General features: G+C 56.4%; 11 protein-coding genes. 7 read left to right on the top strand and 4 right to left on the bottom strand.

The genetic code is table 11. The features are described from left to right. Positions 1-491 precede the first annotated feature (491 nt). Both ACQG0S_RS10495 and ACQG0S_RS10490 read left to right on the top strand, forming a co-directional pair. The gene (locus ACQG0S_RS10495; protein ID WP_169441087.1) at positions 492-1235 is read left to right on the top strand and encodes a DeoR/GlpR family DNA-binding transcription regulator; all 744 of its coding nucleotides are present in this window, start codon (positions 492-494) and stop codon (positions 1233-1235) included. A gap of 13 nt (positions 1236-1248) precedes the next feature. Further along, positions 1249-2316, top strand: a complete 1068-nt coding sequence (locus tag ACQG0S_RS10490; RefSeq protein WP_063137719.1) for an oxidoreductase — start codon at positions 1249-1251, stop codon at positions 2314-2316. 42 nt (positions 2317-2358) lie between these two features. Here the strand turns inward: ACQG0S_RS10490 and cybB are convergent, their stop codons facing one another. The 3 genes from cybB to ACQG0S_RS10475 form a co-directional block, all read right to left on the bottom strand. Continuing rightward, a complete protein-coding gene (gene cybB, locus ACQG0S_RS10485) occupies positions 2359-2889 on the bottom strand; it encodes a cytochrome b561 (protein WP_023300059.1) in 531 nt (176 codons plus the stop codon). Positions 2890-3397: 508 nt separating this feature from the next. Continuing rightward, positions 3398-4837: an aldehyde dehydrogenase gene (gene aldA / locus ACQG0S_RS10480; RefSeq protein ID WP_032624297.1), complete on the bottom strand. Its 1440-nt coding sequence runs from the start codon at positions 4835-4837 to the stop codon at positions 3398-3400. A gap of 199 nt (positions 4838-5036) precedes the next feature. Beyond that, on the bottom strand, positions 5037-5831 hold the full coding sequence (locus ACQG0S_RS10475; protein ID WP_074142820.1) for a YdcF family protein: 795 nt from the start codon (positions 5829-5831) through the stop codon (positions 5037-5039). Between the two features lie 391 nt (positions 5832-6222). Here ACQG0S_RS10475 and ACQG0S_RS10470 point away from each other — a divergent pair, with 391 nt between their 5' ends. The 5 genes from ACQG0S_RS10470 (at position 6223) to ACQG0S_RS10450 (ending at position 12568) form a co-directional block, all read left to right on the top strand. After that, entirely contained in the window at positions 6223-7542 is a 1320-nt protein-coding gene (locus ACQG0S_RS10470) for an MFS transporter (RefSeq protein WP_063137718.1), read from the top strand. Positions 7543-7700: 158 nt separating this feature from the next. After that, positions 7701-9353: an MFS transporter gene (locus tag ACQG0S_RS10465; protein ID WP_022648055.1), complete on the top strand. Its 1653-nt coding sequence runs from the start codon at positions 7701-7703 to the stop codon at positions 9351-9353. A gap of 22 nt (positions 9354-9375) precedes the next feature. Then, positions 9376-10458 carry an HlyD family secretion protein gene (locus ACQG0S_RS10460; RefSeq protein WP_022648054.1) on the top strand — a complete coding sequence of 361 codons (1083 nt, stop codon included), beginning with the start codon at positions 9376-9378 and terminating at the stop codon, positions 10456-10458. Then, positions 10455-11834, top strand: coding sequence for an efflux transporter outer membrane subunit (locus tag ACQG0S_RS10455; RefSeq protein ID WP_063137717.1), 1380 nt, complete (start codon positions 10455-10457; stop codon positions 11832-11834). The genes ACQG0S_RS10460 and ACQG0S_RS10455 overlap by 4 nt, the downstream gene beginning before the upstream one ends. A 74-nt stretch (positions 11835-11908) precedes the next feature. Next, positions 11909-12568 (top strand): O-methyltransferase, encoded by a 660-nt coding sequence (locus tag ACQG0S_RS10450; RefSeq protein WP_169441085.1) that lies wholly within the window; start codon positions 11909-11911, stop codon positions 12566-12568. 83 nt (positions 12569-12651) lie between these two features. On the opposite strand, the gene hrpA is transcribed toward ACQG0S_RS10450, so the two are convergent. After that, a complete protein-coding gene (gene hrpA, locus ACQG0S_RS10445) occupies positions 12652-16554 on the bottom strand; it encodes an ATP-dependent RNA helicase HrpA (protein WP_063137715.1) in 3903 nt (1300 codons plus the stop codon). Between the last annotated feature and the right edge of the window lie 7 nt (positions 16555-16561).

Here is a 16561-nt window from a genome sequence, read left to right as displayed (position 1 = left end):
AAATAAGAAAAAAGATGGGGTTTCTGGACAAATGGCTATTAGATGCGTTTACGCTGAAACATATAAACCCTCTGTAATTTAAGGAAAATTCTGAAACACCTTGATGTACATTTTTGCGTTTATTTCATCTCGAATCAGACACAAAGATTTTCAAAGAACTGTCAATTTAAGTCATTCGCTGATTAATATTAAATTATTTTACTTTAAAAAGAATATCTAATAGATATAAGCACCAATTTATATTTATAATCTGGTTTTATATTCTTATTCGAACTCCTTATTCGGTAGCTTTAACCAAATTTCTATGTAAAACATAGCGTTAACATCAGGTCTAAACGATACATACATGTTTTTGATGACTGATTAATGCTAATTCAATATTCACCTTATCAAACTGTTTTTGGACAACATCCCCCTCCTGTTACGATTCCCTTTCCTGTAAAATGCTGTAGACTGCATAGTATTGCGACATTTTGCAGGATACTGCACCCATGCATAAAACCGCCAGACAGAAATATGTACTTGAAATTATTACTGAACAAGGCCAGGCCAGCATCACTGAGCTGGCAGAAAAGTTGCAGGTTTCGGCGGATACCATCCGTCGCGATCTGACCGATCTGGAAAAACAGGGACTGGCGCAAAAAAACCATGGCGGCGCCATCGCGCTGAATCTCTCGACGATGAACCGAGTTAGCAGGAATACCTTACTGCCTGAAATCAAGCAGCGGCTGGGTAAACAGGTTGCGCAGTGCGTACCTGCGGGCTCGACGCTTTTTCTGGACGCCGGAAGCACACTTCTGGCCGTTGCCTCTTTCCTGCAGGGACCGCTCACCATAATCACCCCTTCTCTTGATATCGCCCAGCAGGTTAGCGATCGGGAAGATATCGATCTGATCCTGCTTGGTGGAAAGTGGGATCAGAAACAGCGCCTGTTTGCCGGAAGCGCCACCCTTTCGCTGCTCTCTCGCTACCGGGCGGATATCGCCATCCTTGGCGCATGCGCCATTCATGCCGAGCTCGGATTGAGCGCCAGTCAGGAGGCGGATGCCGAGGTGAAGCGTGCCATGCTGGCCGCAAGCCAGGCGCACTGGGTAGTCGCCGACCATCTTAAACTCAACCATTGCGAACCTTATCTGGTTTCAGGGTTATCCCAGATTCATCAACTGTTTTTAGATCGTCCCTGGGCAGAGCTCGGGGACCATAGCGCCGTGCAGGTTACCGTTTGCGCGCATTAACGTGGAGAAGGTCATGAATAAAGTGAAGACAATGAATATTGCGCTGATCGGGTATGGTTTTGTGGGTAAGACGTTTCATGCCCCGCTGATCCAGTCCGTCGACGGCCTGAAGCTGGCGGTGGTCTCATCCCGGGATGAAGAAAAGGTCAAACGCGATCTGCCGAATGTCCTCGTTGTTGCCACCCCTGAAGAGGCTATTCAGCACCCGGATATCGACCTGGTGGTTATCGCCTCCCCTAACGCGACCCATGCGCCGCTGGCCACCCTGGCGCTCAACGCCGGCAAGCACGTAGTGGTGGATAAGCCATTTACGCTGGATATGCAGGAAGCGCGAGATCTGATTGCGCTTGCGCAAGAAAAACAGCGCCTGCTCTCTGTCTTCCATAACCGCCGCTGGGACAGCGATTTTCTCGGCATTAAGCAGGTGATTGAGCAAGGCAGTATCGGCAAGGTAAAACACTTTGAATCGCATATCGATCGTTTCCGCCCGGAGGTTCGCGTGCGCTGGAGAGAGCAAAATGTTCCCGGCAGTGGCCTGTGGTTCGACTTAGGCCCGCACATGATTGACCAGACGCTACAGCTTTTTGGTCTGCCGCTGTCGGTACAGGGCAACATCGCCACCCTGCGTGACGGTGCGGAAATTAACGACTGGGCGCACGTGGTGCTGAACTATCCTGAACACAAAGTGGTCCTCCATTGCAGCATGCTGGTGGCAGGCGGCGTTGCCCGCTTTACCGTCCACGGCGATAAGGCCAGCGTGGTGAAAGCGCGCATCGATCAGCAGGAAGCCCAGCTTCTGGCAGGCGTCATTCCGGGTAGCGAAAGCTGGGGTGAGGACAGCGACGCTATGGTGCTGTTTAATGCCCAGGGTGAAGCCAGCGCTATCCCTGCGCCAAAAGGCGACCAGCGGCAGTACTATATAAACGTGCGCGATGCCCTGAACGGCAAGATTGACAATCCGGTCCATCCGGTGGAAGCCCTGGCGGTGATGGCGGTGCTGGAAGCGGCGGTAAAATCTTCAGAAACGGGTACAACTCAGGAACTGGACTTAACGGCGCAGGAGCGCGCGCAACTGCAATAAGCCGCAAAAAAAATGCCCTGCGGGTTGGCAGGGCATTATCGGTCACTGACGCTTTTTCGGCATCATGCGCAGCAGCGTATTGTCTTTCCAGAAATAGTGATGCATCAGCGCGGCAAAGGCGTGCAAACCAATCACAAAATACCCCAGATTCGCCAGCGTTACGTGCCACGCTTTTAGCGTATCCACCAGGTCAAAATTCCCCTCCGCCGCATGCGGCATCGTCAGGCCAAACGCAAACCAGTCATTTCCCCGGTTATACATCATCACCATGCCGATCAGCGGCAGCGCAATAAACAGCAGGTAGATAACCAGATGCCCCAGATGGGACAGCCCGGTGATCATCGCTTTTGGTTTCGGTTGAATGGGCGGAGCCGGGAATTTCAGGCGGATAAGCAGGCGCGCCACCATCAGCACCAGGATGCTGATCCCGCAGGAAACGTGGATCATATTAATAAGCGGACGATCGGTTCGCGGGAACCAACCTCTGAATTCCATGGCGCAATAGGCCATAATAACTAACAGAAAAACCAGCCAGTGAATGCTGATTTGCAGACCCGTATATTTTGTGCGCATGTTGTTTCCCGATAAATAACAGTTATCGCGCCAACATAACCACCTTTCCTGAAAATGTGAACCCCCTTTTACGGAGGGCCGAGTATTCCCAGTTATTTGAAATCAGAAGCATTAACGTGCCTTCAGAATAACGGAGGGATTACAGCGATGCCCAGGTCCGGCTGTAAATCGCTGAGGCGTTTGCCTTCCGGCCGGGGCGAGGCGCAGGGATGCGCCGAGAGGGCGGGCTTTACAGGGATGTTACCTCCGCCCGACCCCGATAAGCCGGAAGGAATAAGCCGAAGGGACCGCGAAGCGGCGATTTACCGCCGGGAGCCCGGGTCGCCAGGGTGGTGGCGACTGAGCCACCCTGGCACGTTCACCGGTCATTTTGTTACAGAGTAGCAAGGAACCTAAAGTGAACGGAATGACCACCAGAGCCGTATGTTCCCCTCACCCTAACCCTCTCCCCAAAGGGGCGAGGGAACTGCTCCGTGCACACATTATCTCGCATGGAGGGGGCTCCTGATTACGACTGCAAATAGACTACCTGCGTCTGCAAATACTCATTCAGCCCGTGTTTGCCATCCGCCCCGCCGATCCCGGATTTCCGCCAGCCCGCATGGAAGCCCTGCATCGCTTCAAAGTTTTCACGGTTAATGTAGGTCTCGCCGAACTTAAGCCCTTTAATGGCTTTCATGGCGACATTCAGATCCTGCGTATATACAGACGAGGTTAAACCGTAGTCGCTGTCGTTGGCCATTTTCAGGGCCTCTTCCAGGGTGTCGAAAGCCACCACCGGCAACACCGGGCCAAAGGTCTCTTCGTGCATGATGGCCATGTCCTGATGTACGTCCAGCAGCAGCGTTGGGGGATAAAAATACCCTTTGCCCTCTGCCGCTTTACCGCCAAGGACCACTTTAGCCCCTTCCTGCACCGCGCGCGCCACCTTCTGCTCCACACGCTCCAGCGCGGCGGCGTTGATCAGCGGCCCCATGGCAATATCCGTTCGCTCAGCCGGATTGCCAAACTGGACGGCTTTCATTGCCTCACCCAGACGATTCACAAAGCGGTCGTAGATCCCCTTCTGAACATAGACACGTTCCGCGCAGTTACACACCTGTCCGGTATTGATGACGCGTGAATCCACAATGGCCTTCACGGCCAGCTCGAGGTCGGCATCGTCCATCACGATGGCCGGGGCTTTACCACCCAGCTCCAGCCCCACTTTGGTGATGTTTTTCGCAGCCGCAGCCATGATCTTTTCACCCGCCCCGACACTGCCGGTCATGCTGACCATCGCCACTTTCGGGTTCCCGGCCAGCTCCTGTCCGACGGTTTCACCGCGGCCCAGCACCAGGTTGAAGACGCCTTTCGGCAGGCCAATCTCGTCGACGATTTTGGCAAACGCAATGGCGTTGTTTGGGGTAAATTCGCTCGGTTTGATAACGATGGTGTTGCCGGTGATTAGCGCAGGAGCGAGCTTACGGGCAATCAGGAAGAAGGGAAAGTTCCACGGCAGAATGCCGGTGGTGACGCCAAGGGCGCGCTTAAACACCAGAATATTCTCGCCCGGACGGTCGCTCTGAATGATTTCCCCTTCATAACGGCGCGCCCACTCGGCCATATAGTCGATATAGTCAGCTGTAAAGTTAACTTCCACTTCCGCCAGCTGCTGGATCTTGCCCCCTTCGGCCACAATCAGCGCGCTGATTTCGCTGACGCGCTCGCGGATCCCGGCGGAAATTTTGCGTAGCCAGCTGGCGCGTTCAATGGCAGGCAGCGCCTCCCAGCCAGCCTGCGCGCGCTCTGCCGCGTCAATGGCCTTGCGGGCGTCCTCGGCGGTGCCGTCGGGAATACGGGAAATGACCTCTTCCGTGGCCGGATTGATCACGTCAATCCAGGCATCACCCTGCCAGGCAACAAACTGTCCATCAATATACATAGGATGTTGTACGGGTACTGTCATAACCTGCTCCTGTAATCACACTGTTTTTAACAAGTAAACTTAATGTTAAAAACTATAATTACCGGGGCAATTGCCTACTCTATGAGTCTGTTTTTGTGAGATATCTCATAAAAGAAACGGGTCAGCCCGTTTCAAAAATCACAAATCGGCAACAAAGGCTGCCCGTTTGCGTAAAAGATGGCGCAAACGGGCAAGAGCATTACAGCAGAGAACGGCTCACCAGCGCGTCGGTGAGAATGACGTCGTTTCGCAGGATCCGCCACGCGGCGTCCACGTCGGCAGGGATATCGACATGGGCAATGAAATCACGTCCCGCCGGACCGTAGCCGTTGATGTCGTCCCTGAGTCGCGGAAATTCACCCAGCACCAGCGACAGGTAACGTTCTACCGGCCATAACCCCTCGACCGGGCCGCTGAACGCCAGACCGTCGTCACTGTTTTGCAGCACGGGCGTCAGGCCGGGATGACTCATCCATGCGGGCGATGCAGCCTCGTCGCGGCAAACGCGGGCAAACGTAGCCATTGTGCGACGCTGCATCGTCGGGTCCTGCACTACCAGCACCCGGGCGGCGTTCAGTCCGGACTGTTTCATCAACGCCCGGCTGAAGCGGGCGTTTTCGCCACAGTTGGTCGACTGATCCTCAACGTGAAGATGCTCAGCCGGAATGTTCCAGAATTCACGGGCGATGTCGGCCAGAATAGCCGCCTCAGCCCGCCCGGTGGTGGGTATCCTGTTATAGCGGGGGTGCTTAGCAATCGCGGCGTAGAGGAAGGTCGTCGAGTGACCGATCCCGCCGCTGATGATCAGAGGAACCCCCTGTTCAGCCGCGATTTTACAGGCAGCATCAATCGCTGGGATCACCGCGTTACCCGCCAGAATCACCAGATCAACGGGCTGGTTGTCCTGATAGTCGTCCTGAGCAAGCCACGCCCCAACGGTATTCACGGCGTCGAGTGTTGTGCCAGGCAGACAGGGGAAAAGTGCCATTGTCATCGTTACCTCCTTACAGCATTAATCTTTAGAGTACTTCACACAACGGGGGTGAAAAGGAGATCACTCTGAAAGCCGAGGTGCTCATTACGCTGCATATTTGTCATTTTGATGAAATAACCAGAAACATCCAAAAACAATTGGGTTGCACCCTGAGTTTGTGCTTTTGATTATCTGCCCTTCAACACATCCTGCCACAACAGCGTGCTGAAAAAGCACCAGTTGCTGCTTAATCCATCGTGATCTGACCCGTTTTAGTTCTGGCTGACTTGCCAAACGTAACATCCAACCCTAAGTTGCTTAACAATTTCACAACCATTACACACCGACAGGTTGCACCTGAAGCGCGCCAGGTAACACCTCTATTATCATCCACGTGGCGGAGTTTTGAGTCATGACACAACATGAGAGCACGACAACGGTATTGCGGAAAAACAAAAAGGTATTAATTGCCAGTCTTACGGGAAGTTCTATTGAATGGTTTGATTATTTTCTCTATGGCACCGCTGCCGCGCTGGTGTTTAACAAGATTTTCTTTCCGATGGTCGACCCGGTAATCGGGCTGATCCTCTCCTATCTCTCCTTCTCGTTGACCTTTTTTATTCGCCCCATTGGCGGCGTTCTCTTTGCACATATCGGGGATCGTATCGGTCGCAAAAAAACGCTTGTCCTCACCCTTTCATTGATGGGAGGTGCAACCGTGATGATTGGCCTGCTGCCCACCTACGACATGATCGGGATGTGGGCGCCCGCGTTGCTGATCCTGATGCGTATTATTCAGGGGATGGGTATCGGCGGTGAATGGGGTGGCGCGCTGCTGCTGGCTTATGAGTATGCGCCAGAAAAACGCAAAGGCTTCTTCGGCAGTATTCCGCAGGCGGGCGTTACCATCGGCATGTTGATGGCGACATTTATCGTCTCGCTAATGACGCTGTTCAGCGAAGAGGATTTTCTCTCCTGGGGCTGGCGCATTCCGTTCCTGCTCAGTTCCGTGCTGGTAATATTGGGGCTTTGGATTCGGAAAGATATTGACGAAACGCCTGATTTCCAGAAAGTGAAAAAATCCGGCCAGGTTGCGAAAGCTCCGCTGCGCGACACCATAAAACACCACTGGCGTGAAGTGCTAATTGCCGCCGGGCTTAAGGTTGTGGAGACAGCACCGTTCTATATTTTCTCCACGTTTGTGGTGAGCTACGCCACTACCACCCTGACCTATCAGAAATCCCAGGCGCTGGAGGCAGTAACTCTTGGCGCACTGGTCGCCACTATCATGATCCCGCTGATGGGGCTGCTCTCCGACAGGGTTGGCCGCCAGCGTATGTACGCCGTCAGTGTCTTCGTGCTCGGCCTGTTTATCGTGCCCTGGTTTATGCTGCTGAATACCGGTACCACCTGGGGAATTGTGCTCGCGACCGTTATCGCTTTTGGCGTACTGTGGGCACCGGTGACGGCAGTTCTCGGCACGCTCTGCTCTGAAATTTTCAGTGCCAACGTTCGCTACACCGGTATCACGCTGGGTTATCAACTTGGGGCCGCGCTGGCGGGCGGAACGGCACCGCTAATCGCTACCGGACTGCTGGCGAAATACGACGGCGACTGGGTACCCGTGGCCTGGTATCTGGGCGTGACGGTCTCTATCTCCCTCATTGCAATTTTTTGTGCCAGCCGCATCAACCGTGAACGCCACCTTCAGGCGCAGCCGGAACAGCGATAATATTATTGCGGCTCCGTTCGCGAGCCGCACTTTTTCTTCATCATTCCCTCTACATTTGATTAACATACAATATTCGTATTCACTTGAATTATGATTTGCGTCAGCCGTAGAATCATTAGCCCGCTCACAATTCAACATTTTGAAAGGTAAACCCCGTTATGCGCCTGCCCCAACGCGATCCTTATGCTCCTCGCGAGTGGCAGCCACACGAGAAACCCGCTCTGCTGGGTTCCCCTTCCACCCCGGAACATCCAACGTCGAAACGGATCGCCTATGGCGTGGTCGGCCTGCTGGTGTGTCTGACCGGGGCGCTGGGTAACGCGGTCGTCACCGCCAATCTGCAAAATCTGCAAGGCACCTTCGGCGCCTGGTCGACTGAAATCGCCTGGCTGCCTGCCGTCTATGTCATGACCAACGTCTCCATCAACCTGCTGCTGGTAAAGTTTCGCCAGCAGTACGGTTTGCGCGCGTTTACGGAAGGCTTCCTGGTGCTGTATGTGCTGGTCACCTTTTTCCACCTGTTTGTGAACGATCTCAGCTCGGCGCTGATGGTACGGGCGGCACACGGGATGGTCGCCGCCGCGCTCAGCTCGCTCGGCATTTATTACCAGATACAGGCCTGGCCCGCGAAGCACCGACTCAAGGCGCTGACCATCGGCATTACCGGTTCGTCGCTGGCGATACCGCTGGCGCGGCTGTTCTCCACCGAGCTGTTGCAGCTTGATGAGTGGCGTGGGCTGTACTTCTTCGAGCTGGGTTTGGCCCTGATCTCACTGGCCTGCGTGATGGTGCTGAAACTGCCCCCGGGCGATCGACGCAAAGTTTTCGAGAAGAAAGATTTCATCACCTTCTTTTTGCTTGCGCCCGGTATGGCGCTGTTGTGCGCGGTTCTGTCGCTAGGGCGTCTGGAATGGTGGTTTGAAACACCGTGGATCGGCTGGGCGTTGGCTCTCTCGCTGGTGCTAATTGTCTGTGCAATCGTTTTTGAACATAACCGCAGCAACCCGCTGCTCAATACCCGCTGGCTGTCCAGCGGCAGCATCGTACGCCTGGGTTTGATTATGCTGCTGATCCGCATCGTACTGGCGGAACAGAACACCGGCGTCATCGGCTGGCTGCAATATGCGGGCCTACAGAATGAACAGATGACCCATCTGGCGTGGTCTATTTTCGCCGGAATCGTCTGCGGTATCGTCACCAGCTGTCTGACGATCAAACCCACTAAGCTGGCCTGGCCGATTATCACCTCGCTGGCGCTGATGATTGTTGCTTCGCTGCTGGACAGCCAGTCCAACAACCTGACCCGGCCGGATCAGCTGATGTTCAGCCAGTTCCTGCTTGGTTTCGGCAGCGCTTTCTTCCTCGCCCCTGCGATGCTGGCCGCCATTGGCGGGGTGATCGCCGATCCACGCAATCTGGTCAGCTTTTCCGTGATGTTTGGCATGAGTCAGAACCTTGGTGGCCTGCTGGGTTCTGCAATCCTTGGTACCTTCCAGACCTGGCGCGAGAAGTACCATTCCAGCCTGCTGGCTGACCAGCTCACCACCCTCAACCCGCTGGTGAACGAACGCATTCAGCTTTACACCCAGATGTATAAAAGCCTGGTTGGCGACAGTTCCCTGTTGGGAACCCAGGCCATTATTCAGCTTCAGACGGTGACGACGCTTGAGGCAAACATTCTGGCTTACAACGATACTTATCTCCTGACGGCGAGCATTGCCACAGCCACGCTGGTCTGGATTTTATGGCGCTTGCTGCGCCTGCGCATCACCGCCCGTATGGCCCTTAAGAACGCCACTGGCAATAAGTAATGACTATTTTTCAGGAGAAGTTATGAGTCAGCAGGATGCCGCCAAAGAGCAGGCCAACACCCGCAAAAATGTACGCGTCGTTTCCATTTTCACCGCCGCGGCTATCGGCATTGTCGGGGTGCTGGTGATCCTTTATGCCTGGCAGTTGCCCCCGTTCACGCGTCATACCCAGTTTACTGATAACGCCTACGTGCGCGGCCAGACCACGTTCATCAGTCCGCAAGTCAACGGCTACATTACTGAGGTCCATGTTCAGGATTTTGTGCAGGTTAAAAAAGGCGACCTGCTGTTGCAGATTGATGACCGGATCTATCGCCAGCGCGTCCATCAGGCCGAGGCGCAGCTGGCAATGAAAATTGCTGCGCTGAACAACAACCTGCAACAGCGTAAAAGCGCGGAAGCGGTGATTGCCAAAAACGAAGCGGCACTGAAAAACGCCCGTGCCCAAAGTCTGAAAACCCAGGCGGATCTGAAACGCGTGAAGGATCTGACCGCAGACGGCTCCCTGTCCATTCGCGAGCGCGATGCGGCGCTGGCCAGTGCCGCCCAGGGGAGCGCCGATATCGACCAGGCGAAAGCAACGCTTGAGATGTCGCGCCAGGATCTACAAACGGTTATCGTCAATCGCGCTTCGCTGGAAGCGGACGTTCAAAATGCGAAAGCCGCGCTGGAGCTTGCGCAGATCGATCTGCAAAACACCCGCATTGTCGCGCCGCGTGACGGTCAGCTCGGGCAAATTGCGGTGCGTCTTGGAGCGTACGTCACCGCCGGGACGCACCTTACCACGCTGGTCCCGCCGCAGCACTGGGTGATCGCCAATATCAAAGAGACGCAGCTGGCGAATTTACGCGTCGGACAGCCAGTGAAATTCACCGTCGATGCCTTAAACGATAAAGCCTATCAGGGCCGCGTGGAGAGCATATCCCCGGCCACAGGCGTCGAGTTCAGCGCTATCACCCCGGATAACGCCACGGGCAACTTTGTTAAAATCGCCCAGCGCATCCCGGTACGCATTGAGGTACTCGGTGAGCCGGAGGCGTACCGGCTGCTGCGCCCTGGCATGTCGGTGCAGGTCACCATCGACACGCGGGAGGCGAAACAATGACGCTTCGCCCGATAGCCGGCCTGCTGATGATGGCTATCCTTGCGGGTTGCCAGTCGGTTGACGTTGAGCCCGCCAAATCGTCCCTGCACATCCCGGCCCAGTGGCGCGCGACGTCGGGGCCAACCAGCCCGACAGAGCAGCTCTGGTGGCGTAATTTCCACGACAGCAATCTGAATCACTATGTGGATCAGGCGCTGAAGAACAACAGCGACGTGCTGATTGCCCGCGAGCGGATTAACGAGTATCAGGCCCGGGTATACGCCGCCGACGGCAGCCTGTTCCCGTCGCTTGACGCGGGCGTGACCGGGACGCGCGCGCGCTCGCAGTCCGCCGCCACAGGCCTTCCGGTATACGGTACGTTGTACAAAGGCAGCCTGACCGCCAGCTACGACGTGGATATCTGGGGGGTAAACCGCAGCACCTCCCGTGCCGCCGAAGCGTCGCTGGAGGCACAAAAGGCGGCGGCCGCGGCGGCAGATCTCACGGTCGCATCGTCGGTGGCCTCCGGGTACGTCACCCTGCTGTCGCTGGATGAACAGCTTCGCGTTACCCAGTCCACGCTGAAATCGCGTGAAGAGGCGTTCAACCTTGCTAAACGACAGTTTGAGACCGGATACAGCTCTCGCCTTGAGCTGATGCAATCGGATTCTGAGCTGCGCGCCACCCGCGCTCAGGTTCCACTGCTTCAGCACCAGATTGCGCAGCAGGAGAATGCGCTTAGCCTGCTGCTGGGCAGCAACCCGGGTAACGTTGCGCGCGGTGAAAGCTTTGATGCCCTGACGCCGCTGAAACTGCCCTCCCAGCTGCCGTCGACGTTACTGAACCGGCGTCCGGATATCGTCCAGGCTGAACGTCAGCTGATTGCGGCGGACGCGACGCTGGCGGCATCGCGCGCCAGCCTGCTGCCGTCGATCAACCTCACGGCCACAGGATCGGTGCAGGATCGCACGCTGTCGGGATTGCTGGATAACCCCCTCCAGCTCTGGAGCGTGGGCGGCAGTATTCTTGCGCCGCTGCTGAACCGACAGGCGCTGAATGCACAGGTGGATATCTCTCAGTCTCAGCGTAATCAGGCGTTGTACAGCTACGAAAAAACCGTACGTAATGCGTTTGCCGAGGTGAATGACAGCCTTGACGCCATCACCCGTTATCAGGAACAGCTTAACGAGCTGCTGGCTCAGCAGGCGGTCGCGCAGGAGACGCTGCGGATAGCGCAAAACCGCTACCGCAACGGGTACTCTTCTTATCTGGATGTGCTCGATGCACAGCGCACGCTGTTCTCGGTGCAGACCAGCGTGGTACAGGTGAAAAACAACCTGCTGCTGGCGCAAATTGATTTGTATAAAGCGCTGGGCGGCGGTTGGGTCAGTGCGTGAAAACATGCCGGGTGGTGGCTACGCCTTACCCGGCCTACATTTCGCCTCCGACGATACCCCCAAGGAGTCAATCTATGCAACAGCAGTGGTGTTCAGTAGATAATTACATGATTTCGTCGCTTATTCCTGAAGATGAAGTTCTCCAGAACGTTCTTGAAAACAACAAACGCGCCGGTTTACCCGAGCACGACGTTGCCGCAAATCAGGGGCAACTGCTGGCGCTGTTTGTCCGCATGACGCAGGCCCGCCGCATTCTGGAGATCGGTACGCTTGGTGCATATAGCTCAATCTGGATGGCGCGCGCCCTACCGCCGGACGGAAAGTTGATTACGCTAGAAGCGGACCCGACACATGCCGCAGTTGCACGCCAGAACATTCACCTTGCGGGACTCAGCGATCGTATCGAACTGATTACAGGCCCGGCGCTAAAGTCGCTCGAGAATTTCGGTGACGTCCCGCCCTTTGACCTGATCTTTATTGATGCCGATAAGCCAAACAATCCCGGCTACCTTGAGTGGGCGCTGCACTTCTCTCGTCCCGGCACGGTAATAATCGGCGATAACGTGGTGCGCGACGGCGAGGTGGTTAACGGGCAAAGCGACGATGCACGCGTGCATGGGGTACGGAAGTTTATCGAGATGACTGGAGATAACCCACGCTTAACCGCCACCGCGCTGCAAACGGTGGGCGTTAAGGGGTGGGATGGGTTTACGCTAACGATGGTGGAACGATAAAAAAGCCGGGTGGCGGCTACGCCTTACCCGGCCTGCATGTTCTCCCGTAGGCCCGGTAAGCGCAGCGCCACCGGGCAATGGTTTTAGCCGGAGATCTGCTCCATCGCCTGCAAGATACGCTTATCCGAAATGGGATACGGCGTACCGAGCTGCTGGGCGAAGAAGCTGACGCGCAACTCCTCGATCATCCAGCGGATCTCCCGCACGTCGTCGTCATCGCGACGCGCTGGCGGCAGTTTGTTGAGCCACTGCTGCCACGCCTGCTGCACGTTTTCGACTTTCAGCATCTGCGCTCGATCGCGATGCGGATCGACCGCCATTTTCTCCAGACGCTTCTCAATCGCCTGCAAATAACGCAGCGTATCACCCAGACGCTTAAAGCCGTTGCCGGTGACAAAGCCGCGATACACCAGCCCCGCCATCTGCGCCTTCACGTCCGACAGACCCAGGGCCATGGTCATATCCACCCGCCCCTTCAGGCGCTTGTTGATATTGAACACGGCGGTGAGGATCTGCTCGACCTGTTTGGCAATCTCCACCACGGTGTCGTTCAGCTCCGCGCGCACCTTTTCATGAAGCTGAGCAAAGCCCTCTTCCGTCCAGACCGGACCGCCCGCCTCGTGGATCAGTTTGTCCACACCGCAGGAGATGCAGTCGTCGATCAGATCCAGCACCTTACCGTACGGGTTAAAGTAGAGCCCCAGCTTGGCTTTGTTCGGCAGCTTCTCGTGCAGATACTTAATCGGCGACGGGATGTTAAGCAGCAGCAGGCGACGCAGCCCGCGCCACATCATCTGCTGTTGCTCCTGCGGATTGTCAAAGAGCTTAATCGCCACACTGTCGCGCTCATCCACCAGCGCGGGCCAGGCTTTCACCTTGTAGTTCCCGCGCTTCTGCTCATAGCTTTCCGGAAGCTGACCAAAGCTCCAGATGTGCAGCCCGCTCTGCTCAATACCGTCATCGGCCACCGCAGAGAGCGTCTCCTGGACTTTACCTTTCAGCGCTTCTTTCAGCTCCGTCAGAGAACGGCCTTCGAGCAGCTTTTTGTTTTTATCGTCCACTACGCGGAATGTGATTTTCAGGTGATCGGGCACCTGATCCCAGTTCCAGTCGTCGCGGTCAATGGTGGTCCCGGTCATGCGTCGGAACTCACGCTCCAGTGCGTCCAGCAGCGGCAGTTCCAGCGGCGTGACGCGGCCTAAAAACGCTTCGGCGTAGTTCGGCGCCGGTACAAAGTTACGCCGCACTGGTTTAGGCAGGGATTTGATTAATGCAATGACCAGTTCGCGGCGCAGGCCGGGAATTTGCCACTCAAACCCGCTCTCATCCACCTGGTTTAACAGCGGCAGCGGAATGTGCACCGTCACGCCATCGGCATCCGCGCCCGGCTCAAACTGATAGGTCAGACGCAGCTTGAGGTTGCCCTGATGCCAGAAGTTCGGGTAGTCGAGCTTGCTGACCGACTCCGCGCCCTCTTTGATCAGCATGCTCTTTTCAAAGTTGAGCAGGTCCGGGGTCTCTTTGCTGGCTTTCTTCCACCAGCTGTCGAAATGGCGCGCCGAGATCACATCGTGGCTGATGCGCTGGTCGTAAAACTCAAACAGCGTCTCGTCGTCCACCAGAATGTCGCGGCGGCGGGACTTGTGCTCAAGCTCTTCCACCTCGGCGCGCAGCTTGAGGTTTTCGCGGAAGAACGCATGGCGCGTCTGCCAGTCGCCTTCCACCAGCGCATGGCGGATAAACAGCTCGCGACTCAGCGCCGGGTCAATCTGGCTGTAATTAACCTTACGCGCTGCAACCACCGGCAGGCCGTAAACGGTGACTTTTTCCGTCGCCATCACCGCGCCCTGCCCGCGCTCCCAGTGCGGCTCGCTGTATGAGCGTTTCAGCAGGTGCTGCGCCACCGGCTCAACCCACTCTGGATCGATACGCGCGGCGATACGCCCCCACAGACGGCTGGTTTCCACCAGCTCGGCGACCATGGTCCACTTCGGCGGCTTCTTGAACAAACCGGAGCCCGGGAAGATGGAGAAACGCGCGTTGCGTGCGCCGGTAAATTCCTGTTTATCCGCATCCTTCATCCCGATATGAGACAGCAGGCCGGTCAGCAGGGCGATATGAATTTCGCGGTACTCTGCCGGTTCACTGTTCACCGGGATGCCCAGCTCTTTCACCACCTGGCGCAGTTGGGTGTAGATATCCTGCCACTCGCGTACGCGCAGGTAGTTGAGGAAATCCACCCGGCACTGACGGCGGAACTGATTCGAAGAGAGCGCTTTTTGCTGCTCGCCGAGGTAGTTCCACAGGTTGACGAATGCGAGGAAATCGGACTCTTTATCGTGGAAGCGACGGTGTTTTTCATCCGACGCCTGCTGTTTGTCCATCGGACGCTCGCGCGGATCCTGAATGGAGAGCGCCGAGGTGATGATCATCGCCTCGCGCACGCAGCCGTGTTTTTGCGCCTCCAGCACCATGCGCGCCAGCCGCGGGTCGACCGGCAGCTGGCTAAGCTGGCGGCCCAACGGCGTTAGCTTGTAGGCCGTCGCCTGCTCGTCGGTAGTAATGGCCCCCAGCTCTTCCAGCAGCCGCACCCCATCCTGAATATTGCGCTTATCCGGCGCTTCCACAAACGGGAAGGCGGCGATATCGCCCAGCCCCAGCGCGGTCATTTGCAGGATAACGGATGCCAGGTTGGTTCGCAGGATCTCCGGATCGGTAAACTCCGGGCGCGACAGGAAATCGTCTTCCGAATAGAGACGAATACAGATCCCTTCCGACACGCGGCCGCAACGGCCCTTACGCTGATTAGCTGACGCCTGCGAAACCGGCTCGATCGGCAGACGCTGAACTTTGGTTCTGTAGCTGTAGCGGCTGATGCGCGCCGTACCCGGGTCGATCACGTATTTAATGCCCGGTACGGTCAGCGAGGTTTCGGCCACGTTGGTCGCCAGCACGATGCGGCGCCCGCTGTGCGGCTGGAACACGCGGTTCTGCTCGCTGTTGGACAGGCGCGCGTACAGCGGCAGGATCTCGGTATGGCGCAGATCGCGCTTGCTGAGCGCATCGGCGGTATCGCGGATCTCACGCTCGCCGCTCATGAAGATCAGAATGTCGCCAGAACTCTCGTTGCCCAGCTCGTCGACGGCATCGAAGATGGCCTGAAGCTGGTCGCGCTCGGTATCGTCCGCCTCTTCAACAATCGGGCGATAGCGCACTTCAACCGGGTAGGTTCGGCCTGAGACTTCAATGATCGGCGCATTATTGAAATGTTTTGAGAAGCGCTCCGGGTCGATGGTCGCGGAGGTGATGATGATTTTCAGATCCGGACGCCGGGGCAGCAGCTCTTTCAGGTAGCCGAGCAGGAAGTCGATGTTCAGGCTGCGCTCGTGCGCTTCATCGATGATGATGGTGTCGTACTGCATCAGCAGACGATCCTGCTGGATTTCCGCCAGCAGGATACCGTCGGTCATCAGCTTAACCATGGTGTTATCGCTGACGTGGTCGCTGAATCGCACCTTGTAGCCGATGCAGCCGCCCGGCTCCGTTTGCAGCTCGTCGGCAATACGGTTCGCCACGGTGCGCGCCGCCAGACGACGCGGCTGGGTGTGACCGATCAACCCTTTCACCCCGCGGCCTAATTCCATGCAGATCTTCGGCAGCTGAGTGGTTTTACCTGAACCGGTTTCCCCCGCGACGATCACCACCTGGTGGTCGCGCACGGCCTCAAGAATGTCCTGTTTTTTCTGGCTGACGGGCAGGTTTTCCGGATAGGTAATCTCCGGGCGTGCGGCTTCACGCAGCACAACTTTCCCTGCCGCCTGTTCAATCTCTTTGGCCATCTCCTGGTAGATGGCCTGTTGTGCATCAGGATTTTTAACCTTCTTAACGCCGTGCAGACGGCGCGCAAACCGCTGTTTATCGCGCAGCATCAGCGAATCAAGCTGTTGCATCAGCATCGGGAAGGATAATTTCTGTTGTTCTGTCATAGCGTTA

The organism is Enterobacter cloacae complex sp. 418I7 (genome assembly GCF_050030705.1).
Classification (GTDB): Bacteria; Pseudomonadota; Gammaproteobacteria; order Enterobacterales; family Enterobacteriaceae; genus Enterobacter; species Enterobacter intestinihominis.
The sequence above is the reverse complement of the archived record's forward strand: the minus strand, read 5'-3'. Positions and strand labels throughout refer to the sequence as shown.

Excerpts from the sequence above, each read along its gene's own strand:
- ACQG0S_RS10455 (WP_063137717.1), top strand. The coding sequence starts at position 10,455 with ATGACGCTTCGCCCGATAGCCGGCCTGCTGATGATGGCTATCCTTGCG.
- hrpA (WP_063137715.1), bottom strand. The coding sequence starts at position 16,554 with ATGACAGAACAACAGAAATTATCCTTCCCGATGCTGATGCAACAGCTT.
- ACQG0S_RS10475 (WP_074142820.1), bottom strand. The coding sequence starts at position 5,831 with ATGACAATGGCACTTTTCCCCTGTCTGCCTGGCACAACACTCGACGCC.
- ACQG0S_RS10450 (WP_169441085.1), top strand. The coding sequence starts at position 11,909 with ATGCAACAGCAGTGGTGTTCAGTAGATAATTACATGATTTCGTCGCTT.
- ACQG0S_RS10470 (WP_063137718.1), top strand. The coding sequence starts at position 6,223 with ATGACACAACATGAGAGCACGACAACGGTATTGCGGAAAAACAAAAAG.
- ACQG0S_RS10495 (WP_169441087.1), top strand. The coding sequence starts at position 492 with ATGCATAAAACCGCCAGACAGAAATATGTACTTGAAATTATTACTGAA.
- ACQG0S_RS10465 (WP_022648055.1), top strand. The coding sequence starts at position 7,701 with ATGCGCCTGCCCCAACGCGATCCTTATGCTCCTCGCGAGTGGCAGCCA.
- ACQG0S_RS10460 (WP_022648054.1), top strand. The coding sequence starts at position 9,376 with ATGAGTCAGCAGGATGCCGCCAAAGAGCAGGCCAACACCCGCAAAAAT.
- ACQG0S_RS10490 (WP_063137719.1), top strand. The coding sequence starts at position 1,249 with ATGAATAAAGTGAAGACAATGAATATTGCGCTGATCGGGTATGGTTTT.
- aldA (WP_032624297.1), bottom strand. The coding sequence starts at position 4,837 with ATGACAGTACCCGTACAACATCCTATGTATATTGATGGACAGTTTGTT.
- cybB (WP_023300059.1), bottom strand. The coding sequence starts at position 2,889 with ATGCGCACAAAATATACGGGTCTGCAAATCAGCATTCACTGGCTGGTT.